This window comes from Streptomyces sp. NPDC101118 (assembly GCF_044759445.1).
GTDB lineage: Bacteria > Actinomycetota > Actinomycetes > Streptomycetales > Streptomycetaceae > Streptomyces.
Window position 1 is genome coordinate 641,404 of the sequence record NZ_JBIVZG010000002.1, and the last position, 21,589, is coordinate 662,992.

Sequence of the window (21,589 nt, forward strand, 5' to 3'; positions counted from 1 at the left end):
GAGGAATCATGTCCACACCCAAGGTGCCCCCAGAAGAGACACCCGAGGCGGAGGCCTCGACAGCGGCCGCACACCAGGAGCGACCGGACGGAGGGGTGTGGGAACACCCCTGGGCCTTCCTGAGCCTCATCGCGGTCGGGGCGCTCATGGTGGCCGCGTTCTTCGTCGTCCGCATCGCCGGCTGGTGAAGCCACGGCGTCCGCGGCCACGGCGTCCGCACCACCCTGCCCCGGCCGACTCGCATTGACCCCGCATCGGATGGTGGCGGCATGACCGAAGGAAGTCCCGGAGTCTCCACGGGCGCGGTGGCACGGCGACTGGGCGTGTCGCCGACCACGGTGCGGTCCTGGGAGCAGCGGTACGGCATGGGGCCGGCCGTCCGGGAGGGCAACCGGCACCGGCGGTGGATGCCCGCCGATGTCGCGATGCTGGAGGAGATGTGCCGGCTCACCTCGTCGGGGATCCCTCCGGCGGAGGCCGCCCGCGCGGCCGTGGCGCTGCGCCGACAGCTCGACGGGGATGCCCCCGTCGAGCCGTCGGCGCGTCCGCCCCAGGACGCCGACGGGCCGGCGGACGTCCCGCCGCGGTCCGCTCACGGCGGTGCGGGCGGCGGGCTGCCCCTGGGCCGGGTGCGCCAGGAGTGCCGGGGGCTGGCGCGGGCCGCGCTGCGGCTCGACGGCCCGGCCATGGAGAGCCTGCTGCACGAAGCCATGCGGATCCACGGCCTGGTGACCGCATGGGAAGAGGTGATGGCGCCGACGCTGCACGCGGCAGGCCGCAAGTGGGAGGCCGCGGACGACCGCTACGTCGAGGTGGAGCACCTGCTGTCGTGGCACGTCTCGACCGTCCTGCGACGGGCGGCGGCCGCCGCCCCGGCCCCGGGCCGAGCGGCACCGGTGGTCATGGCGTGCCTGCCCGGCGAACAGTACACCCTCCCGTTGGAGGCTCTGGCCGCAGGTCTGGCCGAACGTGCGCTGCCGGCCCGGATGTTCGGCGCGGCCGTGCCCGCGGAGGCCCTGCTGGCAGCGGTGCGCCGACTGGGGCCGCCGGCCGTGGTGCTGTGGTCGCAGTCCCGTTCCACGGCCGACAGCACCCTGGCCCGGCAGGTCGCCTCCACCGCCTTCGGTGTCAGGGGCGCACGGAAGGCCCCCCTGGTCCTGCTGGCGGGCCCGGGCTGGCCCCCACAGGCCGCCACGGCGGGCATGCGGCGCCCCGGCGGGCTGCGACAGGCCCTGGACGCGATCGGCGCGCTCTACACGGCGCGGGCCGCAGGTCCGGCAGACGACGGAGAGCCGCCAGGGCCGCCCGGCGGGGAGAGCTCCCCGCCGTGACGGCCCACTCCCGGCGTCGCTCCTACAGCGGATGCCGGGCGTCTCGTGGCGGGCGCGGCGGCCGGGGGAAGAAGCCGCTGGTGCGGGCCTGGTAGGCGGCGTACCCCGGCCGGCCGGCCATGTGCGCCTCCAGCAGGCGTTTGCCGCTGCCCTTGATGAGCAGGGCGCTCATCACCAGTGGCGAGACGACGGTGGCCGCCGCGGCGGGCCAGGTCGCACAGGCCGTCAGGTACAGACCCCACCAGACGAGGAAGTCGCCGAAGTAGTTGGGGTGCCGGGTCCAGGCCCACAGCCCGCGGTCCATGATGCGGCCCTTGTTCGCCGGGTCGGACTTGAAGCGCGCGAGCTGGTGGTCCCCCACCGCTTCGAAGAAGAGTCCGGCGGCCCACAGGGCGAGCCCGAGCGCGGCCGTGACGTCCAGGGGCCGGGGCAGCAGCAGGTCCGTCTGCACGGGCAGGGAGATCAGCCAGACCAGGGCGCCCTGGAGCAGGTAGACGGTCCGCAGGGCGTACAGCGACCTGCTCCCGGGAGCCCGGGCCAGCATGCGCGCGTACCGCGGGTCCTCGCCGTGCCCGCGGGCGCGCCAGGCGATGTGCGCCGCCAGACGCAGCCCCCACACGACGGTGGCCAGCGCGACGACGGTGCGTCGCGCGGGGTCGCCGTGCCCGGCCGAGAGGAACCACCCGACGACCGCCACGGCGGCGAAGGCCAGCCCCCAGGCGATGTCGACGATCCGGTGTACGCCCTTGACCGTGCCGACCGCGAACGCGCCGAGCATGACGACGAGCGCGGTGCCCGCCGACGCGGCGAGGACGGTGCCGAGGGCCGAGACGTCGACGGTGCTCACGTGCGGGTCCCCTTCGCACGCGGTGCCGCGGTCATCGGGCGTCCTCGCCGGGCCGCTCGCCGCCGGTGAGCACGACCTGCCGCACGTCGAGGTAGCCCGAGCGGAATCCGGCCTCGGAGTAGGCGAGGTAGAGCTCCCACATGCGCAGGAAGGCGTGGTCGAAGCCCAGGGCGGTCACCTCGGCGGACCGGCGTACGAACTCCTCGCGCCACAGCCGCAGCGTCTCCGCGTAGTGGTCGCCGTAGCCGGTGTCGTGCACGACCCGCAGTCCGGCGGCCGCGCTCTCCCGGGCGATGGCCTCCCGCGAGGGGATCAGGCCCCCGGGGAAGACGTACTTGCTGATCCAGGTGTGGGTGCGTGCGGTGTTCAGGACCTGCTCGTGCGGCATGGTGATGGCCTGGAGTGCGGCCCGGCCGCCCGGAGCCAGCAGGCGGCGCACGGCACCGAAGTAGGCGGGCCAGTAGGCCGCTCCCACGGCTTCGATCATCTCGACGCTCACGACGGCGTCGTACGTGCCCTCCAGGCGCCGGTAGTCGCACAGCTCCACCGTGACCCGGTCGGCGACCCCGGCGTCCGCGATGCGACGGAGAGCCAGTTCCCGCTGTTCCCGGGAGAGGGTGACGGTGTGGACGCGGGCACCGCGCAGGGCGGCCCGGATGGCGAGTTCGCCCCAGCCGGTCCCGATCTCCACCAGGCTGGTGCCCGGTCCCGTCCCGGCCAGGTCCAGGAGGCGGTCGATCTTGCGGTGCTGTGCCGCGGGGAGGTCCCCGGCATCGGCCGGGAGGGAGGCGAAGACGGCCGAGGAGTAGGTGAGGGTGGGGTCGAGGAACGTGGCGAACAGGTCGTTCGACAGGTCGTAGTGGCGGTGGATGTTCTCGCGTGCCCCCTCGACGGTGTTCAGGTCCGACGGGGGCCTGCGGCGGACCCACGCGCGGCGCAGGCCGCGCAGCGGCCCGGGCACCAGCTCGTCCACGTGGCCGGCCAGGACGGTGAGGACCTCGACCAGGTCGTCGCTGTCCCATTCGCCGGCCATGTACGCCTCGCCGAAGCCGATCAGCCCGTCCGCGCCGATCCTCCGGTGGAACGCGTCCGGGTCGCGCAGCGTCAGGACCGGCAGCCGGGCGGCTCCGCCCTGCGGCTGGTGGGGGAGGGGCGCCGTGGCCCCGCCGGTGCGTACCCGCAGCGGCAGCCGCCGGAAGGCGCGCTCGACGATCCGGCGCGCTATGGAGGTGCGCAGGGCCGAGGCCGGGGGCAGACGGGCGACGTCGGGCCAGCGTGCGGCGTCCACGAGGTGGCGGCCGGCGCCGGTCTCGTCGTGGGGAGCAGGGGGAAGGGTGAGCGTCACGGTGTGTCTTCCTGGGCGACGGGGCCCGGGTGGGTGGGCCGGGGCTGGACGGGGAGGCGTTTCAGGTACAGGCGTATTCCGTGCCGGCGGATGCCGAGGGACACCCCTGCCGTCGACCACGGGTTGCGCAGGAGGGCGGCCAGCAGAGCCCGGCCGCCCGCCGGGCGGTGCATACCGCGGACGGTGGCGGTCAGGGGGCGGGAACCGTCGCCGTGACGGAGCTGGACGGTGAGGTCGAGGCGGTCCCCGGGCAGCGGCAGCCTCATCCGGTAGTCGCCCTCGACCCCGAAGAAGGGGGAGACGTAGAAGTCCTTGGCCACCTCGGCACGGCCTTCGGCGTCCGGGCGCAGGAGGTAGCAGTGGCGTTCGCCGTAGGTGTTGTGCACCTCGGCGACGACGCAGTCCAGGCGCCCGGACCCGTCGTGGCACCAGTACAGGGTCAGGGGATTGAACACGTGCCCCAGGACGCGGGCGTGGGCGAGCATCAGGACCCGTCCCTCCGGCCGCTGCGCGCCCTGGGCCGCGAGGTACGCGTCGAGCCCGGCGCGCAGGCTGGGCGCCTTCCCCGCGAAGTGGTCCCGGGCCTCGAAGCGCGCGAACGGCCGCAGCGGCCGGGGGAGGACGGGCAGGTCGTCCAGGTCCACCAGCCACATGTACGTGCGGTGCCGGAGCCCGTACCCGAAGGGCGCCGTCCGCACGTGCCGCACCTCCGTCGCGTACAGGGCGGGGACGTGGGGGGCCGTCGGCGGGGCTGCTGTCGCGCTCACCAGGTCGCTCCCAGCGCTCTGGCCGCCTCTGCGCCCGAGCGGCAGCCGTCCTCGTGGAACCCCCACCCGTGGTAGGCGCCGGCGTACGCGGTCACGCGGTCGTTCAGGGCGGGCAGCAGGCGCTGCGCCGCGACCGAGGCGGTCGTGTAGACCGGGTGCTCGTACTCCATCCGGGCCAGCACCATCGTCTCGTCGATGCGGTCACCGGGGTTGAGCGTGACGATGTGCGGCTCGTGGGCGGGCAGGCGTTGCAGCCGGTTCATGTCGTAGCTGACCTGGACGGACCCGGGGCGGGCGGAGCAGGAGGGGAGCCGGTAGTTCCAGGAGGCCCGGGCGTGGCCGCCGCGCGGCAGCTGCGAGGTGTCCCGGTGCAGCACCGTCGGGTTGCGCGAGTAGGTGAAGGCACCCAGAACGCGCCGCTCCAGGTCGGTGGGGCCGTCCAGCAGGCGCAGCGCCTGGTGGGGGTGGACGGCGATGACGACGGCGGCGTGCTCGGCCGTCTCCCCGTCGTCGGTGAGGATGCGCACGTGGCCGGCGCCGCGCACGATCCTGCGGACGGGCGTGGAGGTCTGGACGCGGGACGCGGACTTGGCTGCCTTCTCGACGTAGGCCGCGGACCCTCCGGTGACGGTCTTCCACTGCGGGGATCCGGTGACCGAGAGCAGTCCGTGGTGGTCGAGGAAGCGGAAGAGGTAGCCGGCCGGGTACTGCAGGGCGGTGTCCGGGGCGCAGGACCAGACGGCCGCGACCAGGGGCAGGGCGAAGTGGCTGACGAAGTACGCCGGGAAGCGGTGGTCGCGGAGGAAGTCACCGAAGGTGCGGGTGGTGTCGCCGTCCGCGAGGAGCCGGCGGGCGGCGCGGTGGAACCGCGGTACGTCGGCCAGCATGAGCAGGTGGCGGCCGCGCAGCAGGTTGCCCCCGCCCAGCAGCCCGCGCGGGCCGCGGGCACCCGCGTACTCCAGGCCGCAGCCGTCGCACCGGACCGACATGCTCATCTCGGAGTCCTGCGTGGTCACGCCCAGTTCACGGAAGAGCCGCAGGAGGTGGGGGTAGGTCCGCTCGTTGTGGACGATGAACCCGGTGTCGACGCCGACCGTCCCGCCCCCGGCCGTCGGCACCTGGTGGGTGTGCGCGTGCCCTCCGAGGCGCTCGTCGGCCTCGTAGAGCACCACCTCGTGGGTGCGCGACAGGACATGGGCGGCCGTGAGCCCGGAAATTCCCGCACCCACGACGGCGATGCTCTTGCTGCCCATGCCCTCTACCCCCTGATCTCGACGGGCCGGGAAGAGGTCCTCCCGAGGCCCGGGCCTTCACTGCTGGTTCCGCACCGGTTCTTCGGCGCCGCGCCGCTGCCGGACGGGGACGCGACGTGGTCAGATTCCGCGCGGCGCACCGCCCGGAACAACTCGCAGCGTTTGCGCAGCGAAAACCGGAACGTCACGAGCGGCGGCCCTGTGCTCCTCCCTCCGCGGAAGGGCGGCAGGGCCGCCGTACGCGCCCGCCCCGGGCGGGCCGGCTACTTCGGCATCAGCACGGTGTCGATGATGTAGACGTTGGCGTTGGCGGTCTTGACGTTGCCGCAGACCACCTTGGCGGTGTCGTTGACCGTGTAGGACTCGCCGGAGCCGGCGGTGGTGATCATGCCCTTCTGCAGGGTCTCGAACGTGCCGTTCTCCAGCTGCTGCGGGGTGAGCCGCTGCCCCACCACGTGGTACGTGAGGATGTTGGTGAGGGCGGCCTTGTCGGCGAGGACCTTGTCGAGGTCGGCCTTGGGGATCTTCGCGAAGGCCTCGTTGGTCGGGGCGAAGACCGTGATGTCCTTCGCGTTGTTCAGCGTGTCGACCAGCCCCGCCTGCTTGACCGCGGCGACCAGGGTGGACAGGGCCGGGTTGTTGGACGCGGCGGTCGCGACCGGGTCCTTGGCCATGCCGTCGAAGGAGCCCGCGCCTTCCTTCGGAACACCGGCACAGGCCGGTCCGAACGGCTCGTCACCGGTCGTCGTGTCGCCGGCGGGGCTGCTCTCCCCGGTCCCCGCGGCGGCGCCGGCAGCGGTGGGCGCGGCCTTGGTCTCGCTGCCGGAGTCGGAGCACGCGGCCAGGGAGAGGGGGAGCAGGGCTGCCGCGGCGACGGCGATGGCGGTGCGGCGGATCGTGATGCTGTTCATGGTCGTGTGCTCCTTGCGCTGTGATGCGTGATTCGTGATGTGGGATGCGTGGTGCGTGATGCGGTGGTGTTGCCGGATCCGCCCCGTGGGGGCGGCCCGGGGGTCTGGGGGACGGTGACGAAGACGCTGTGCCGGCCGCTCGCTCCGTCGGGGATGGTCCGGGTGCGCCGTTCCGTCTGCACCCGGCCGGTGCCGTCGGTGGCGCGGACGGCGATCGTGTGCCCGCCGGGGGTGGCCTGCCAGCGGTAGGACCACTGGCGCCAGGTGTCGACGGTGTCCTGCGCGGCCAGGTCGGCCTCCTGCCAGGGCCCGTCGTCGACGCGCACTTCGACGCGGCGGATGCCACGGCGCTGGGCCCAGGCCACGCCGGCGACGGTGACGGTCCCGGCCGCGGGGCGTGCGAAGGGCCTGGGGGTGTCGATTCGGGCCTGGGTCTTGACCGGGGCCGTACGGGCCCACTTGCGCCTGACCCAGTAGGCGTCGTACGCATCGAAGGTGGTGAGTTCGAGCTCCGCGATCCACTTGCAGGCCCCGACGTAGCCGTACAGGCCCGGGACGAGCATGCGGACCGGGAAGCCGTGCTCGAAGGGCAGCGGCTCGCCGTTCATGCCGACCGCGAGGAGGGCGTCGCGTCCGTCCATCACGTCCTCGACCGGGCAGCCCAGGGTCATGCCGTCGGTCGAGCGGGCCACCAACTGGTCGGCCTCGCCGCCCTGCGACGGCGGACGGACGCCGGCCTCGCGCAGGAGGTCCGCCAGCGGGACGCCGAGCCAGCGGGCGTTGCCGACGTAGGGCCCGCCGACCTCGTTGGACACACAGGTCAGGGTGATGTCGCGTTGAATGAGCGGGCGTGCGAGGAGCTGGTCGAAGGTGTGGGTACGAGGCCGCGTGACGCCCTTGCCCCCGATGAGCAGCCGCCACGTTCCGGCGTCGACCCTGGGCACGCTCAGTGCGGTGTCGACGCGGTAGAACTCCCGGCTGGGCGTGGTGAACGGGGTGATGCCGGGCACGGGCAGCCGGGCACCGGCCGGGACGGGCGGCGCGGGGGAGGCGGGCGCGGGGAGGACCAGGCCCTCCCGGGAGGCGAGCGCCGCCCGGCCGTGGCGGCGGGAGAGGAAGCGCCCCGAGACGGCCGCGGCGGTCGCCGCCGAGGCGGTCACGGCCGCCGCGGTCAGGAACCCGCGCCTGCTCCACCGGGATGCGGAGCCGTCGCTCCCGCCATCCGCCCGGGTGGGTACGGGAGTTGCCGCCGACACCAGGAGGTGAAGGACGCAGGCCCCTGCGCAGGCACCGGCGACCGAGGGGAGTGCGTCACCGATGCCGGTGGAGTCGGGACGGCTGAGGGCTGCGGCGGCTCCGAGGATCCCGAACGCCAGCACGCCGGCGATGCCGTAGAGCCGGTGCCGCAGGCCGAGCAGGCCCAGGGCGACGGCGGCGACCGCGAGCACCACGAGGATCCCGAGTTGCAGGACGGCCTTGTCGCTCTCCCCGAACGTCCGGATCGCGAAGTCCTTCACTGCGGCCGGAGTGCGGTCGATCGCCGCTCCGCCCACCACCGTCACCGGGCTCGCGGCGGGCCGCACCAGGCCGGCGACCAGCTCGGCCACGCCGAGCGCGGTGAAAGCGGCCAGAACTCCGGCCAGGGCGCCCGACCCGGCGCGGGAGAGGATGCTGCGGAAGCTGCTCACACCCGTCATTCGCCGGCACCCGCCCGGTGGATTGGTGCGCCCTCGAAAGAGTGAACCGGTCATCCCTGTTGCCGCTCCCCGCCGCAGCAGGAGCGGCCGGACGGCGCGAGCGGCGAAATGCGCCCCCATCCGGATGCCCGTCCGCTACGAAGAACTCCTGAGACGTCCACCCGCTCCGGTGAACGGACCGACCGCCACGGCGGTCCGGACCGCGCCCGCGAGCCCCAGGAAGCCAAGGACCGGCATGCGATGGACACCCCGCCCCCCGACGGCCCCGCCCGGCCGCGCCTTCGCCGTCTCGCCACGGCCGGAGACCCGCACGTGAACCAACCACTCCCCTTCCGCGGCGGACCCGCCACAGGCCGGGCCGACCTCGCCGAGATCATGCAGAAGGTCGCCCGTGGCGACAAACAGGCCTTCTCCACTCTCTACGACGCGCTCGCGCCCCTGGTGTTCGGGATCGTGGTGAAGGTCGTACGCGACCGGGCGCAGTCCGAGGAGGTGGCCCAGGAGGTCATGATCGACCTGTGGCGGCAGGCCGCCCGCTACCGTCCGGACGCCGGCGCGGTGACCACCTGGGCCGCCACCATCGCCCACCGGCGGGCCGTGGACCGGGTCCGCTCCGCCCAGGCCGCCTCCGACCGTGAACAGGCCCAGGCCGCCCGCGAACACACCACCGCCTTCGACGAGGTCGCCGAACAGGTCGAGACCCGCCTGGAGTCGGAGCAGGTCCGGCGCTGCCTGCGCGGCCTGACCGAACTCCAGCGGCAGGCGGTGACCCTGGCCTACTACCGGGGACTGACCTACCGTGAAGTCGCCGAAGCCCTGCGCACACCGCTTCCCACCATCAAGACACGCATGCGCGACGGGCTCATCCGGCTCCGCGACTGCATGGGGGTGACCACGTGAAACACCACGCATCCGATGTCCACACCCTCGCGGCCGCCTACGTCCTCGGCGCACTCGAAGCGGGGGAACGCGACGCCTTCGAAGCCCACCTGCGGGCGTGCGAGGCCTGCCGGCAGGAAGCCGCGGAGCTCGAGGCGACCGCGGCGCGGCTCGCCGCAGCGGTTTCCGAGCCGCCGCCCGCGTCGGCCAAGCACCAGGTCATGGCCGCCATCGACGGGGTGCGTCAACTCCCGCCGCGGATCCCGGTCCCCCCGTCCGCACCCGCCGCCGTCGGCCGGCTGCGCCGCGCGGCGCTGCCGCTGGCCCTGGCCGCCAGCGCGGCCGTCGCCGTGCTGGGCGGCGTCACGGTGTGGCAGGCGTACCACAGCCGTGACCTCTCGCAGGAGGCCCGCCAGGCCCAGCAGCAGCTCGACGCGGTCACCGCCGTCCTCGCCGCGCCGGACGCCCGCACCGTTCACGGACGCGCCGCCAACGGCGCGTTGACCACCGTCGTCACCTCCGCCCGCCAGAACCGGGCCGTCTTCGCCGCCGCCAACCTGCCCACACCCGGCACGGGCAAGACGTACCAGCTGTGGCTCGACCACGACGGCACGATGCGCCCGGCCGGCTTCGTCGACCACGACGGCACCGTCCTGCTGACCGGAAACCCGGCCGACGCGGGCGCGGTCGGCCTCACCCTCGAACCCGCGGGGGGCTCGCCCCAGCCCACCACCGACCCCCTGCTGCTGATGACCCTTCCCACCTGACCGGCACCCGCCCAGGCCGTCGAGCCCGCACGGAAGAGCGTCGCAGCACCCTGCGCCCGCGCCCCGCCCCCGCCGTCCCGTCCGGTGACGGGTCGGGGCCGCGCGGGGCGGGGGCGGCGGACGTACGTCACGCGCCGGTCGGCGGGGACGCGGGCCGGTCAGGCAGGGGGAGACGGTGGCAAGTCAACTGCAAGTGGCCTGCAACCGGGCTCCGGAGACTGGGAGCCATGAACGCGAGCAACCCTTCCGACACCACCGTCCATCCCTACACCCGCGAGATGGCAATGATCCACCGGGTGTTCCGCCGCGAGTCGCGCCTGCTGGCCGAACTCGTCCAGGACGTCCGCCCCGCCGACACCGCCCGCGCCCGGGTCCTCGCCGAACACTGGCGGCTGTACTCCGTCGGCCTGCACACCCACCACACCGGCGAGGACGAGATGCTGTGGCCGGCGCTGCTGCCCCACCTGGACCTCGATGCCGAACAGGTTCTGGCGATGGAGACCCAGCACCACGCCCTCACCGAAGGGATCGCCGAGGTCCAGCGGCTCATGGACCGGTGGCAGGCCCGGGCCCTGCCCGAGGACCGTGACGAACTCGCCGAGGCGCTGCGCACGCACCACCGGCAGCTGTGCGCCCACCTCGACGAGGAGGAACGGGAGGTGATGCCGCTGGTCGCGCTCCACGTGAGCGCGGAGGAGTGGCACGCGGTGGGAGAGCGCGGCCTCGCCGAGACGCCCCGCGACCGGTTGATGATCGCTCTGGGCGCGATCCTGGAGGACGCCTCGCCCGAGGAGCGCGAGGAGTTCCTCGCCCGGCTGCCCCTCCCCGCCCGGGTCCTGTGGAAGCTCCTCGGGCAGCGGCAGTACCGCCGAGAAACCGCCCGCGTCCGTGGCCGGCGTGCCACCGCCTGACGTGCCGTCCCCGCCCCCCGTCCCCGCCCCCGTCCCGTCCCGATCGAGGAACTCCACCCGATGCGCATTGGATTCTCCGTCCCCCAGTTCGGTCCGTTCGCCGACCCCGACCGCGCTGCCGGGATGTGCGCGGCGCTGGAAGGCCTGGGCTGCCACAGCCTCTGGGTGGGTGACCGGCTGCTGTCCCCGCTCGACCCGCCCGACGGCTACGCCGGCGGAGGGCGGATGCCCGTCCGGTACGGCACCCACCTCGACCCGCTGCTCGCCCTGGCCGTGGCGGCCACCGCGACCGAGCGGGTCCGGCTCGGCAGCAGCACGCTCAACGCCCTGTGGCAGCCGCCCCTCGTGCTCGCCCGGGCACTCACCACCCTCGACCTGATCAGCCACGGGCGCCTGGACGTCGGCATCGGGCTGGGCTGGATGCGGGAGGAGTACGAGGCCGTCGGGGTGCCCTGGCAGGGCCGCGGCGCCCGGCTGGAGGAGACCCTCGACGTCCTCGACGCCGTGTGGCGCCGCGACCCGGTCGTGCACACCGGCTCCCTGTGGACGATCGCCGAGTCGACCGTCCTGCCCAAACCCCGCCAGGGCCCGAGGCCGCCCGTCCTGCTGGGCGGCTTCACCCCGTACGCGTTGGAGCGGGTCGGCCGGCGTGCCGACGGCTGGCTGGCGGCCTCGATGCCGCTGCCCTACTTCCAGGCGCTGTGGTCGGTCGCCGTCGAGGCCGCCGAGTCGGCGGGCCGGGACCCGGCCGCCCTGCGCCGGGTGTTCCGGGTGAATCCCCAGGTCACCACCGCCGAGGCAGACCCCGCGGAGACCCACCACCGCGGGACCGTACGCCAGATCTGCGACCACCTCGGGCAGATGTGCACCGCCCGGACCGACGAGGTGCTCGTGGACCTCCAGCTCACGACGGACTCACCCGAGGAGTTCCTCGACCTCGCGGCGGAGTTCCTGGCCGAACTGGCACCGCCCTCCCCGCCCGCACGGTGAGGCGGCCTAGGTGTATTGGCCCGCAGGGTTGTTGACGCGGGTGATGGGTGGGTGTCCGCCGAGGGCTGTGTGGCAGCGGTCATGGTTGTGGGCGATGGCGGTGGGCTGGCGTTCGTCGGGGAGGACTTCGCTGCAGGCCAGGCGGGAGTACACGGATCGCGCCCTCATACGGGTTCGCCAGGGTCGACGCGTCGGCCTGTCGAGATGACGGCGGTGGGTTCAGTGGTGTTCGGTCGCGCGGCTGCCTGCCTGGCGCAGGGCAACAGAGATCAGGATGGCGAACGCAGCCGCGGCAGTGCAGGTACGGGCATCGTTGAACAGTTCCCAGCGGCTCAGGATCTCCGCATGGTCGGCCGGCGGCGCGGTGGCGGCCCACTGCTTGATGCGGCCGTTGATCGGGACATTCCCGAACCGGGTGATCAGAAAGGACGCGACAGTCAGGAGCCCTGCGGTGGCTGCGAGGACTCGGGCTCGTCCCCGTGTCAGGGCGGCCAGGGTGAGGGCGCTGAGGGCCGAGACCGCCATCGCCCCCTGCACGGTGATCCCGTTCATCTTCATCAGCTCGGTGTGGAAGTCGAGTCTCATGTCGATCGGCACGGAGTTGAAGGCGGGGACCAGGTTGGCGGCGCCGTAGCCGAAGGCTCCGGCAAGCAGACCAGTGGAGAGCAGGGACAGGCCCAGGAGGAGGCGGGTGCGCATCTGGTTCATACTTCCTCGGCGGATTGCGTGAAACGGTCGCTCGGTTCTCCTCGTAGCCGGCCGTCCGGAAGCCTGCGGCCGTAGGCCAGCAGCAGGAGGTCTTGGGCAGCGCCGAACACTGGTGAGCCGGAGCCGTATGACCAGTCGAGGTCCTCGGCGCACAGCTGCACTCCGTCGAGGTCGGCGCCGAAGAACTTCAGGCTGCTGGGCCGGATGGCGTCGAGGAGGATGCGCAGCCGGTTCTCGGGGACGCGCCGGTGCAGGCCGAGGGCGACGGTGATGTCCAGCCCGTGCACGACGTCGTGGCCGAGCGCCGCCGTGAGCCCGCCGACCGGTGGTGTCCAGGGATGGTGGGCGTTGTCCCGCAGGAAGGCGGCGAGCGCGGTGGTGGAGTGGGCGGCCGAATCCCTGCGCGCGACCTGATCGGTCATGCGGTGAAGGTTCCCGCGTGCCTTGACCAGTTCACCGAGCACCGTGGGCAAGGAGAGCCGGAACCCCATCGACATGTGCGCCGCCACTTCGCGAACGCGCCATCCCGCGCAGAGACTCTGCTCGTTCCACTGGTCGGTTTGCAATGTGTCGAACAGGTCGGCCAGTTCCCGGCGTTCCGCCGCGATCACCGCCCTGAGCTCGGCACGCGTCCCATTGCGGGCTCCTGGGTTCCCCATGTGATCAAGCCTGACGCCGACAGATCGACAGCGCCAGTAGATGGTTCTGCTGCAATCTAGAATCGCTGCTTATGGAACTCCGCCAGCTGCGCTACTTCGTCTGCGTCGTCGAGGAAGGCGGTTTCACAAGAGCCGCCGCCCGGCTGCATCTGGCCCAGCCCGGCCTCAGCGCCCAGATCCGCCAGCTGGAGAAGGAGCTGGGGCAGCCCCTGCTCGACCGCTCCGCCCGGTCGGTGACACCGACCGAGGTGGGCCGGGCGGTCCTTCCGTACGCCCGGGCCGCACTGGCCGCGGCGGAGTCGGTGCGGCAGACGGTCGACGCCTACACGGGGCTGCTGCGCGGCCGGGTCACGCTCGGACTGGTCTCCGGCGCCACTGGCCACGCCTTCGACATCGCCGCTCTACTCGCGGACTTCCACGACCTCCACCCCTCGGTGGAGGTGGCTCTCACCGAGGACACCACGGAGCGGATGCAGGCCGCGCTCCTGGCCGGCGAGCTCGACATCGCCGTCCTCGGAACGGCAGACGAGGCGCCCCCGCCCGGAGCGGCCTTCCAGACGGTGATCGATGTCCCGCTGGTTGCCGCTGTCGCGCCGGGCGATCGCGTTCTCGACCGTGTCGACGGTACGAGCGTCCCGCTCGCCGATCTGCGGGATCGGCCGCTGATCTGCCTGCCGCGCGGCACCGGGGTGCGCACGGCGCTCGAACGCGGCTGTGCACAGGCAGGATTCCGGCCCCGGGTCGCCTTCGAGGCGGCAGCCCCACACGTGCTCTCGCAGCTTGCCGCGCGGGGCCTCGGCATCGCCGTGCTGCCTGCCGGGGAGAACGAGTCCCCCCTCGACGGGCACCTTCGCACCCTGCGGATCGTCCAACCCGAGATGCGTGCCCGCATCGCGCTCGCCTGGCAGACTGGCGGCCCTTCGAGTCCCGCGGCCCGCGTTCTCCTCGACCGCCTGCGCGGAGTCGTCCCCAAGCCCCCCGATTCCTAGACACCCTCCGTCCTCGGTCACCGTCGTGCCCGTATGAGGATGGCGGCGACGTGGAGCGCGGCCTGGTGGGCGACGGCCAGTCTGTCGGTTCGCATGGCCAGGCCGCGCCATTGCCTGAGGCGGTTGCTGCATCGCTCGACCGCGTTGCGCTGCTCGTACGACGCCGCGTCGAAAGCCGGCGGGCGACCGCCCGCGCTGCCTCGCCGCAGCCGGTGGCCGGCCTGGTCGGACGGCTGGGGGATGATCGCGCGGATTCGGCGTCGGCGGAGGTGACTCCGGATCGCTCGGGATGAGTAACCGGACGGACCCATCCGATCAACTGACCAGCCGATCAAGGAGACACGCTTCAGGCGGGCGTCGGCGGCAGTCCGGCCAGGCCGGACCGCGCCGCGTCCGCCCAGTGCGGGGAATCCCACGCTGCGGCCACCCGCCCGGCTTCGTGGAAGTGGCGCCGGGCCGCCTCGGGGCGGCCCAGGAACCCGGCCAGCTCCCCGAGGGTCTGCGCGACGGGCCGGAACGCGAGGCTGAGGCTGCTCGTGCCGCCGGCCAGCCCCTGCAGGGGCAGCAGATCCTCGTACACCTCGGTGGCGGCCGCCGTGTCGCCGAGGGCGACGGCGGCCATGCCGCGCAGCCCGGCCAGGATGGTGAAGGCGAAGTCGCGCCGCAGCGGCACACGTTGTCCGAAGATCTCCCGGGCCTCCTCGGGACGGCCGTCGGCCAGCAGCGCGAGCGCGACGAGGCCTTCGTTGTGCGGCTTGTACCGCTCCCACACCACGAGCAGCACGGACACCATCTCGGCCAGCCGGCCCTGCTGGAGCCGCATGCACCCGACGCCCAGGGCGGCCAGCCCGCTCAGGTCCACGGCCCCCCGGGCGCGCAGCTCCTCGACCGCCGACGCCATGGCCTCCTCGGCCTCCCCGAACCGCCCCCGGGCCATGGCGAGCATGGGCCGGCGCAGCCGGGCCACCGCGAACGCGCCCTGGAGCCCGTACCTCCCGGCGATCCCGTCCGCCCGGACGAGGCACCGCTCCATCTCCGCCGGGTCGTTGGCGGCGGCGGCGATCCGGGCGGCGGTGTAGGCGCTCATCCAGGAGTACTCGGGGCTGTCCTGGGACTCGGCCAGCTCGCCGAGTTCCCGGTGGAGCTCCAGGTAGAGGGCGGGGTCGAGCTCGCAGTCGACCTTGCGCAGCAGGGAGGTGAGCGTCAGGCCCCGCAGTCGCGGATCGCCCACGGTCCGGGCCGTGTCCACGGCCTGCCGTGCCACGGCCACCGCGCGGGGATCGGTGTCGTCCAGCGCGTCGGACAGCTGGTCCAGGAGCAGGCAGCGCTGCCGGTCGGTCAGCCCCGGGTCCTTCAGCAGCCCGCCGAGCTCCTCGACCGCCTCGGGGTCGGAGGCCGCGTACGGGCGCACTCGCCACGGCGTCGGCTCGGTCCAGGTGGTCCAGGCCGCGACCAGCAGGTCTGCCCGGCCCTCGCCCCGGGCCACCCGGACGGCCTGCTCCTGTGCCTCCCGGGCCGGGACCACGGCCCCCATCCGGATCCGGCAGTCCACCAGCTGCCCGAGCAGCATCACCCGCAAGAGCGCCACGTCCTGGTCGGCGAAGGCGGCCGGATGGTCCGAGAGGAGCCCGAGGGCCGCGTCCAGGAGGGCCTCGGCGCTCTGCGGGGCGTAGCGGCGCACCGCCTGCTCGCACGCGAGCCGGGCGTGGCGGACCGCGGGCCCGGCGTCGGCGGTCACGACCGGCGCCGCCCGCAGCAGGTGGTGGGCGGTGGCGGCGACGTCGTCCGAGCCGAGGGCGATCAGGCTCCGGCCCAGTCGGGAATGCATCCGGGCCAGCCGCAGGCGCGTGAGGTCGCTTTCCAGGGCGTCCCGTACGAGGGCATGGGTGAAGCGGACCGTGCCCGGACGCGGCTCGGTCAGCAGACCGGCGGTCACTCCCGTGTCCAGCGTGTCGAGGAGCTGATCGGCGTCGCTGTCGGCGGCGTGCACGAGCAGGGCCACGGGAGCCTCGCGGCCGGCGACGGCCGCCAGCCGCAGCCCGGCCGTCACGGTCGGCGCCAGCAGGGCCAGCCGTCGCCGCAGCACGTCCTGGACACCCTGCGGGACCCGGGCCAGCGCCTGCTGCTCCCCCTCACCGGCCAGTAGCAGCGAACTCTCGCGCAGGTGGAAGGGGTTGCCCCCCGCCCGCTCCGCCAGGGCCACCGCCGCGTGGTCGCTCATCTCCGCCGCACCGCGCCGCAGCAGCTCCACCGCCTGGCCGTCCGACAGCCCGCCGAGCGCCAGCCGCACCGGCGAGCAGGCGGCCAGCCGGGCGAGGGCTCCGGTCAGATCGCCCTCGCCGGTCCGGTACGAGCCCACCAGCAGCAGCGGCACGTCGCGCAGCTCCTCGGCGCAGAGCAGGAACAGCTCGACGCTCTCCGAGTCGCCCCGGTGCAGGTCGTCGAGCACGATCGCCAGCGGCTGCCGCACGGCCGTGTCGCGGAGCCAGCCGAGCAGCGCCCTGTGCAGGCGGAAGCGCCGGGCCGGACTGCCCTCCGGCTGCGCGGAGTCGCCCGCGGTGCCGGGGGCCAGGAGCGGGCTGAGCTCATCGGCGTACGGGCCCGGCGACGCGGTCCGCGCCAGGTCCGGCAGCATGTCGAACCAGGCCCGGCCGGGCGGGGCCCCGTCGGTCTCCGGGCACTGCCCGGAGCCGACGAGCCAGCCCTGTCCCGGCAGTTGACGGACGGCGGCCTCCAGGAGGCTGGACTTGCCGATGCCGGCCTCACCCGAGACCACGACCACCTGTGCCCGGCCGCCCCGCGCCCGGTCCGCCGCGGCAGCGAGCCCGGCCAGCTCCTCCTCCCGGCCCAGCAGCCGGTTCGCGCTCAGCACGGTCGGAGTCCCCGGCCCGGCCACCGCGGCCGGGCCGCGCACCACCACCGCGGCGGAGTCCACGTCCGCGCCCCCGACGGCCACCGCCGTCGGGGCGGGGGTCCCCGTCGCCCGGTGCAGCACGTCCAGGCGCTGGTGCAGCAGGGCCCGTTCCAGCTCCAGCAGGGCGGGTCCGGGCTCGACGCCGAGTTCCTCGCCGAGGAGGTGGCGCGCCTGCCGCAGCGCGGCCAGGGCGTCCCCCTGACGGTCGCGGGCCCACAGTGCCAGCGCCAGCAGCCGCCAGCCCTCCTCGTGCAGGGGCTGCTCGCGGGTCAGGGCGCCCGCGTCGGCGAGGGCCTGCGCGGCGTCTCCGCAGCCCAGCCGCGCCGCGGTGAGACGTTCGCGGGCGGCGCGGTGCACCTCCTCCAGGCGGGTGCGTTCACCGGCGGTCCACGGCTCGTCCGAGAACTCCGCGTACGGCTGCCCGCCCCAGGTGGCGAGCGCCGCGGCCAGGCCCTCGACGGCAGCCCGGCCGGGCAGTTCCGCAGCCGAGGAGGCCGCCACCCGGTCCTCGAACACCCAGGCGTCCACGGCCTCCTGCCGCACGGCGAGGGCGTAGCCGTAGGGTGCGCTCACCAGGAGCTGCGCCGGGGTGCGCGGGGCCCGCCCCGGTTCGAGGACGCGGCGCAGCCGCGCGATGTAGGCGTGGAGGGAGGCCTGGGCGCTCGACGGGATCCGCGTCGGCCACAGCCGTTCGACGATCCGTTCCGTCGGTACCACCGCCCCACGGGCGACCAGCAGTTGGGCCAGTACCATCCGGGCGAGCCGGCCGCCCGCGTCGGCCGGGCGGCCGTCGACCTCGATCCGGAACGGGCCGAGCACCTTAAATGTGATCATGACAAGAACATCGTAGGGCGCGCGGCCCGCGCCCCGAGAGGGCGCCGCGCCGAGGAGCGCCGGTGCGTGCGCTCCCCTTCCGGCAGCGGCCGGGGCGGCGGCAGCAGCGGATGCCGGCCCGCGCCGCGGCGCCCTGGACACGGCCCCGTCCGGGCGGCTTCCGGCACCGCTGGACCGGTCCCGTCCGCCCCGGGTACGTACGGTCTCCGGCCACGTTCGGCCGACACGCGGAGGGCCTCCGAGAGGGGGCGGAACTCGAAGATCCGTTCTGTAGCATGATCGGCCCGCGGCACGGCGGACCGGTCTGACCAACCGGTCGCGCGGCCGCGTGAACCATCTGATCCGGCCGCGCGTGACCGACGGCCGAGGGGTACTAGGGGGGATGTCCGTGCGGCACATCGCGCACGGTGGGGAACCGGGGGAGCTGGCGTTCGCCGTGCTCGGGCCGCTGCGGATACGAGGCGGCGGCGACGGGACCACGGAGATCAAGCCGGGCTCGCCGCAACAGCAGGCGGTGCTCGTACAGCTCCTGCTCCGGCCGGGGCTGGGCGTGTCCATGTGGGACCTCGTCACCGGGATCTGGGGCGAGGACCCGCCGGACGGAGCCATCGCCAACCTGCGCACGTACGCCTGGCGCCTGCGCAGGCTGCTGGAGCCGGACCCGGCTGCGCCGCGGATCCTGGTGTCGGCGGGGGACGGCTACCGGCTCGACGTCCCCCGCTGCTCCGTCGACGCCCTGGAGGCGGCGGAGCTGGCCGAGCGGGCCGCGGCCGCGCGGGCGGCGGGCGGGCTTCCCGAGGCGGCCGGGCACGTCGCGGCCGCGCTCGGCCTGTGGCGGGGCGAGCCCCTGGCGCGGGTGCCGGGACCGTTCGCCGACCGCCAGCGCGAGCGCTGGGGCGAACTGCGCACGGCCCTGCTGGAGGAGAAGTACGACCTGGAGCTGGCACAGGGCCGGCACCGCGGGGTGGTCCCCGAGCTGACCGCGCTCGCCGCGGAGCACCCCGGGCGCGAACGGCTGCACGGGCTGCTGATGCGGGCCCTGTACGCCACCGGGCGCCGCACCGAGGCACTCGCGCTGTTCCAGCGGGTCCGCCGCACCCTCATCGAGGAACAGGGGATGGAGCCGGGCCGGGAACTCACCGCCGTGCACCACCGGATCCTGGAGGAGGCGGACGACGAACCCCGCGCGGAGGCGCGGGCGGGCCGCGCGGGGTCCGCGGCCGGCGCGCAGGGGGCGGCCCCGGAACCCGGCCCGGGCCCTGGTGCCGGTCCCGGCCGTGCGTCCGGCCCCGGGGCCGGGCTGGGGGAGGCCGCGGGACCCGGTGGCGGGGCCGCACCGGTTCCGGCGGCCGGACCCGCGCCCGACGCGCCGCACCGTGCGGCCGTACCCGGACCGTCCGCGGGTGCGGCCGGCGCGGCCCCGCCGCGCAGCGGGCCCCACCGCGCCGTCCCCGCCCAACTCCTGCGCGCCGTGCCCGACTTCGTCGGGCGCCGTGCAGAAGTGGATCAGCTACGCGCGTTGCTCACCGCCCCCGACCGGCAGGGCCTGCCGCTCGCGGCCGTCTCCGGCATGGGCGGCATCGGCAAGACCTCGCTCGTGCTGCACGTCGCGCACCTGGTGCGCGAGCACTACCCCGACGGGCAGCTCTACGCCGACCTCCGCGGCATGGACCCCGACCCGGAGGACCCCGCCATCGTGCTGGGCGCCTTCCTGGACGGACTCGGGTACCCCCTGCACCTCCTCCCCGACACCGTCGACGCGCGCGCCCGGCTGCTGCGCACCGTCCTGGACGGCCGCCGCGTCCTGATCGTCCTCGACAACGCGGCCGACGCCGCCCAGGTGCGCCACCTCGTACCGGGTGCGCCCGGCTGCGCCGTCCTCGTCACCAGCCGCGCCCAACTCCCCAGCCTGGAGGGCGCGGTGCAGCTCGGACTGGGCCGGCTGCTGCCCGAGGACGCCGCCACTCTGGTCGGCAGCATCATCGGCCCCGGCCGCCTGGACGCCGAACGCTCCGACGTCCAAGCGCTCGTCGACGCGTGCGGCCAGCTCCCCCTGGCCACCCGGATCGTGTCCGCACGCCTCGCGGCCAGGCCCGGCTGGCCCATCGCGGCCCTGACGGCCCGGCTGCACGACGAGGCCCGCCGGGTGAGCGAACTCAAGGTGGGCGACCTGGCCGTCGAGGCGGCGTTCGACCTCAGCTACCGGCACCTGCCCGCGGCGCAGTCCCGGGCGTTCCGGCTCATCGCCGTGGCCACGGCCGCCGACCTGGGCCCGCAGGCCGCCGCGGCCGTGCTGCAGACCGATGCCTTCGACGCCGAGGACCTGCTGGAGGAGCTGGTCAGCGCATCGATGATGGAATCCCCGGCGCCCGGCCGGTACCGCATCCACGACCTGCTGCGGGTCTTCGGGCGCGACCGCGCCCGCGCCCACGACCCGGCGGAGGCCGACCGGGCCTGGGAGAGCCTGCTCGGCCACCTGCTCGCCACCGCCTGCAACGCCTTCGCACAGCTGGTGCCCGGTGACGCGGTGGTCGGCTCACTGGCCTCGCTCGGCGCGGCCGGCGGCGACTTCGCGCACCCCCAGGCGGCCCGCGCCTGGGCCGCCGAGCACTTCGAGGCGGCCGTCCTGGCGGTCCAGACGTGCGCGGACCGCGCCGACGCGGAGCCGTACCGCCGGCTCCTGCCCGCCGCGACCGACCTGCTGGTGGCGCTCAGTCCCTTCGTGGGCGACCTGCGGCACGAGCAGCTGGCGCCCGCCGCGCTCCGGGTCGCCGAGGCTGCCGAACGCCGCGGCGACCGGCGGTCGTTCGGCCGGGCCCAGTGGCTGAGCTGCTCCTTCGCGCTGCGGGCCGGTCGGCTGCCGGTCGCGCAGGAGCACGCCCGGTCTGCGGTACGGGCCTGCCGCGAGGCCGACGACGTACCGGTCCTGCGGCAGGCCCTCAACGACCTCGGACTGATCGCGGTGACCCTCGGCGACTTCGACGAGGCCATCGCCCACTACGAGGAGGCCCTGGCCCTCGCCCGCCGGCTCGGCCACCGCTCGGGGGAGATCGCCACCAGCCTCAACTGCGCGCTGGCGCACGTCCGTCTGGGCGACACGGCCCGCGCGCTCGCCGCGGCCGAGGAGGTGCTGGAGGCCATCGGCGAGCTCGACGACGCCGCCGCCCTGGCGTACGCGCTCTACGTGCGCGGGGTCGCGCTCGCCGGGGCGGGCCGCCACGAGGAGGCGAGCGAGCAGCTGACCGAGGCCCTGGAGGCCTGCCACCGGGCCGGCGACGACGGCCGCGAGGTGCACGTCCGCTACCGGCTCGCGGACTCGCTGCGCCTGCTCGGGAGGTTCCCGGCGGCGGAGTCGATGGGCCGCCGGGCGGTCGCCCTGGCGCGGCGGCGCGCCGACGAGCGGGCCGAGGGCCAGGCCCTGCTGGTGTGCGGCCGGGTCCTCGCGGACCGGTCCGACGCGGAGGGCGCCCAGGTGTACCTGGAGCAGGCCCTGCACATCTTCGAGGGGCTGGGGCTGCCGGAACGGCGGGACGCCGCCGACCTGCTGGAGCGGCTCGGCGGCCGTACCCCCTGACGCGGCCGTACCCCTGACGCTGTGGTACTCCTCCGGGGGCCGTGCCCGGAGGAGGCCGCGCGCCCCCGGGCGCGTCCGGGGGCGGGACCCGCGAGCAGCACGGCGAAGGGCGGTGGGGCCCCCGCCCCCCGCCCCGGGGCCCCCCCCCAAGCCGCGGGGCGCCCCCCCCCCCCGGGGGCGAAGGGCCCCCCCGGGGGGGGTGGGGGGGGCCCG

General features: G+C 74.7%; 17 protein-coding genes and 1 pseudogene. 8 read left to right on the top strand and 10 right to left on the bottom strand.

The genetic code is table 11. The features are described 5' to 3' along the window. Window positions 1–8 precede the first annotated feature (8 nt). Both ACIQUQ_RS05890 and ACIQUQ_RS05895 read left to right on the top strand, forming a co-directional pair. Window positions 9–188 carry a DUF6480 family protein gene (locus tag ACIQUQ_RS05890; RefSeq protein ID WP_403971741.1) on the top strand — a complete coding sequence of 60 codons (180 nt, stop codon included), beginning with the start codon at window positions 9–11 and terminating at the stop codon, window positions 186–188. 81 nt (window positions 189–269) lie between these two features. Further along, window positions 270–1,331, top strand: coding sequence for a MerR family transcriptional regulator (locus ACIQUQ_RS05895; RefSeq protein WP_403971743.1), 1,062 nt, complete (start codon window positions 270–272; stop codon window positions 1,329–1,331). A gap of 22 nt (window positions 1,332–1,353) precedes the next feature. Here ACIQUQ_RS05895 and ACIQUQ_RS05900 read toward each other — a convergent pair whose 3' ends face one another. The 6 genes from ACIQUQ_RS05900 to ACIQUQ_RS05925 form a co-directional block, all read right to left on the bottom strand. Next, a complete protein-coding gene (locus ACIQUQ_RS05900; RefSeq protein ID WP_403971745.1) occupies window positions 1,354–2,178 on the bottom strand; it encodes a DUF1295 domain-containing protein in 825 nt (274 codons plus the stop codon). A gap of 31 nt (window positions 2,179–2,209) precedes the next feature. Next, complete coding sequence (locus tag ACIQUQ_RS05905) at window positions 2,210–3,523, bottom strand: class I SAM-dependent methyltransferase (RefSeq protein ID WP_403971747.1); 1,314 nt, start codon at window positions 3,521–3,523, stop codon at window positions 2,210–2,212. After that, window positions 3,520–4,290, bottom strand: a complete 771-nt coding sequence (locus tag ACIQUQ_RS05910) for a DUF1365 domain-containing protein (RefSeq protein WP_403971749.1) — start codon at window positions 4,288–4,290, stop codon at window positions 3,520–3,522. The genes ACIQUQ_RS05905 and ACIQUQ_RS05910 overlap by 4 nt, the downstream gene beginning before the upstream one ends. Further along, the gene (locus tag ACIQUQ_RS05915; protein ID WP_403971751.1) at window positions 4,287–5,543 is read right to left on the bottom strand and encodes an NAD(P)/FAD-dependent oxidoreductase; all 1,257 of its coding nucleotides are present in this window, start codon (window positions 5,541–5,543) and stop codon (window positions 4,287–4,289) included. The genes ACIQUQ_RS05910 and ACIQUQ_RS05915 overlap by 4 nt, the downstream gene beginning before the upstream one ends. 263 nt (window positions 5,544–5,806) lie before the next feature. Next, complete coding sequence (locus ACIQUQ_RS05920; protein WP_403971753.1) at window positions 5,807–6,454, bottom strand: fasciclin domain-containing protein; 648 nt, start codon at window positions 6,452–6,454, stop codon at window positions 5,807–5,809. Further along, the gene (locus ACIQUQ_RS05925; protein ID WP_403971755.1) at window positions 6,451–8,151 is read right to left on the bottom strand and encodes a molybdopterin-dependent oxidoreductase; all 1,701 of its coding nucleotides are present in this window, start codon (window positions 8,149–8,151) and stop codon (window positions 6,451–6,453) included. Before ACIQUQ_RS05925 ends, ACIQUQ_RS05920 begins: the two co-directional genes overlap by 4 nt. Window positions 8,152–8,463: 312 nt before the next feature. Between ACIQUQ_RS05925 and sigK the strand changes: the two genes are divergently transcribed. The 4 genes from sigK to ACIQUQ_RS05945 all read left to right on the top strand — a co-directional run bounded on the left by sigK (window position 8,464) and on the right by ACIQUQ_RS05945 (window position 11,698). Beyond that, window positions 8,464–9,051 (top strand): ECF RNA polymerase sigma factor SigK, encoded by a 588-nt coding sequence (gene sigK / locus ACIQUQ_RS05930; protein ID WP_403971757.1) that lies wholly within the window; start codon window positions 8,464–8,466, stop codon window positions 9,049–9,051. After that, window positions 9,048–9,797, top strand: a complete 750-nt coding sequence (locus tag ACIQUQ_RS05935) for an anti-sigma factor domain-containing protein (protein ID WP_403971759.1) — start codon at window positions 9,048–9,050, stop codon at window positions 9,795–9,797. Before sigK ends, ACIQUQ_RS05935 begins: the two co-directional genes overlap by 4 nt. A gap of 227 nt (window positions 9,798–10,024) precedes the next feature. Next, window positions 10,025–10,708, top strand: coding sequence for a hemerythrin domain-containing protein (locus ACIQUQ_RS05940; protein WP_403971761.1), 684 nt, complete (start codon window positions 10,025–10,027; stop codon window positions 10,706–10,708). 60 nt (window positions 10,709–10,768) lie between these two features. Then, window positions 10,769–11,698 carry a TIGR03619 family F420-dependent LLM class oxidoreductase gene (locus ACIQUQ_RS05945; protein WP_403971764.1) on the top strand — a complete coding sequence of 310 codons (930 nt, stop codon included), beginning with the start codon at window positions 10,769–10,771 and terminating at the stop codon, window positions 11,696–11,698. A gap of 219 nt (window positions 11,699–11,917) precedes the next feature. On the opposite strand, the gene ACIQUQ_RS05950 is transcribed toward ACIQUQ_RS05945, so the two are convergent. Beyond that, window positions 11,918–12,406, bottom strand: a complete 489-nt coding sequence (locus ACIQUQ_RS05950; protein WP_403971766.1) for an anthrone oxygenase family protein — start codon at window positions 12,404–12,406, stop codon at window positions 11,918–11,920. Beyond that, the gene (locus ACIQUQ_RS05955) at window positions 12,403–13,065 is read right to left on the bottom strand and encodes a maleylpyruvate isomerase family mycothiol-dependent enzyme (RefSeq protein WP_403971768.1); all 663 of its coding nucleotides are present in this window, start codon (window positions 13,063–13,065) and stop codon (window positions 12,403–12,405) included. The genes ACIQUQ_RS05950 and ACIQUQ_RS05955 overlap by 4 nt, the downstream gene beginning before the upstream one ends. A gap of 71 nt (window positions 13,066–13,136) precedes the next feature. Here ACIQUQ_RS05955 and ACIQUQ_RS05960 point away from each other — a divergent pair, with 71 nt between their 5' ends. Next, a complete protein-coding gene (locus ACIQUQ_RS05960) occupies window positions 13,137–14,054 on the top strand; it encodes a LysR family transcriptional regulator (protein WP_403971770.1) in 918 nt (305 codons plus the stop codon). Between the two features lie 17 nt (window positions 14,055–14,071). Here ACIQUQ_RS05960 and ACIQUQ_RS05965 read toward each other — a convergent pair. Both ACIQUQ_RS05965 and ACIQUQ_RS05970 read right to left on the bottom strand, forming a co-directional pair. Beyond that, window positions 14,072–14,353: pseudogene (locus ACIQUQ_RS05965) on the bottom strand (IS5/IS1182 family transposase); the annotation flags it as partial. A 47-nt stretch (window positions 14,354–14,400) separates the two neighbouring features. Further along, on the bottom strand, window positions 14,401–17,802 hold the full coding sequence (locus ACIQUQ_RS05970; protein ID WP_403971772.1) for a BTAD domain-containing putative transcriptional regulator: 3,402 nt from the start codon (window positions 17,800–17,802) through the stop codon (window positions 14,401–14,403). Window positions 17,803–18,184: 382 nt separating this feature from the next. Between ACIQUQ_RS05970 and ACIQUQ_RS05975 the strand changes: the two genes are divergently transcribed. Further along, window positions 18,185–21,376 (top strand): AfsR/SARP family transcriptional regulator, encoded by a 3,192-nt coding sequence (locus tag ACIQUQ_RS05975; protein ID WP_403971774.1) that lies wholly within the window; start codon window positions 18,185–18,187, stop codon window positions 21,374–21,376. The last annotated feature ends 213 nt before the right edge of the window (window positions 21,377–21,589 follow it).

Excerpts from the sequence above, each read along its gene's own strand:
- ACIQUQ_RS05940 (WP_403971761.1), top strand. The coding sequence starts at position 10,025 with ATGAACGCGAGCAACCCTTCCGACACCACCGTCCATCCCTACACCCGC.
- ACIQUQ_RS05920 (WP_403971753.1), bottom strand. The coding sequence starts at position 6,454 with ATGAACAGCATCACGATCCGCCGCACCGCCATCGCCGTCGCCGCGGCA.
- ACIQUQ_RS05925 (WP_403971755.1), bottom strand. The coding sequence starts at position 8,151 with ATGACGGGTGTGAGCAGCTTCCGCAGCATCCTCTCCCGCGCCGGGTCG.
- ACIQUQ_RS05975 (WP_403971774.1), top strand. The coding sequence starts at position 18,185 with ATGTCCGTGCGGCACATCGCGCACGGTGGGGAACCGGGGGAGCTGGCG.
- ACIQUQ_RS05895 (WP_403971743.1), top strand. The coding sequence starts at position 270 with ATGACCGAAGGAAGTCCCGGAGTCTCCACGGGCGCGGTGGCACGGCGA.
- ACIQUQ_RS05955 (WP_403971768.1), bottom strand. The coding sequence starts at position 13,065 with ATGGGGAACCCAGGAGCCCGCAATGGGACGCGTGCCGAGCTCAGGGCG.
- ACIQUQ_RS05950 (WP_403971766.1), bottom strand. The coding sequence starts at position 12,406 with ATGAACCAGATGCGCACCCGCCTCCTCCTGGGCCTGTCCCTGCTCTCC.
- ACIQUQ_RS05960 (WP_403971770.1), top strand. The coding sequence starts at position 13,137 with ATGGAACTCCGCCAGCTGCGCTACTTCGTCTGCGTCGTCGAGGAAGGC.
- ACIQUQ_RS05890 (WP_403971741.1), top strand. The coding sequence starts at position 9 with ATGTCCACACCCAAGGTGCCCCCAGAAGAGACACCCGAGGCGGAGGCC.
- ACIQUQ_RS05915 (WP_403971751.1), bottom strand. The coding sequence starts at position 5,543 with ATGGGCAGCAAGAGCATCGCCGTCGTGGGTGCGGGAATTTCCGGGCTC.
- ACIQUQ_RS05970 (WP_403971772.1), bottom strand. The coding sequence starts at position 17,802 with ATGATCACATTTAAGGTGCTCGGCCCGTTCCGGATCGAGGTCGACGGC.
- ACIQUQ_RS05945 (WP_403971764.1), top strand. The coding sequence starts at position 10,769 with ATGCGCATTGGATTCTCCGTCCCCCAGTTCGGTCCGTTCGCCGACCCC.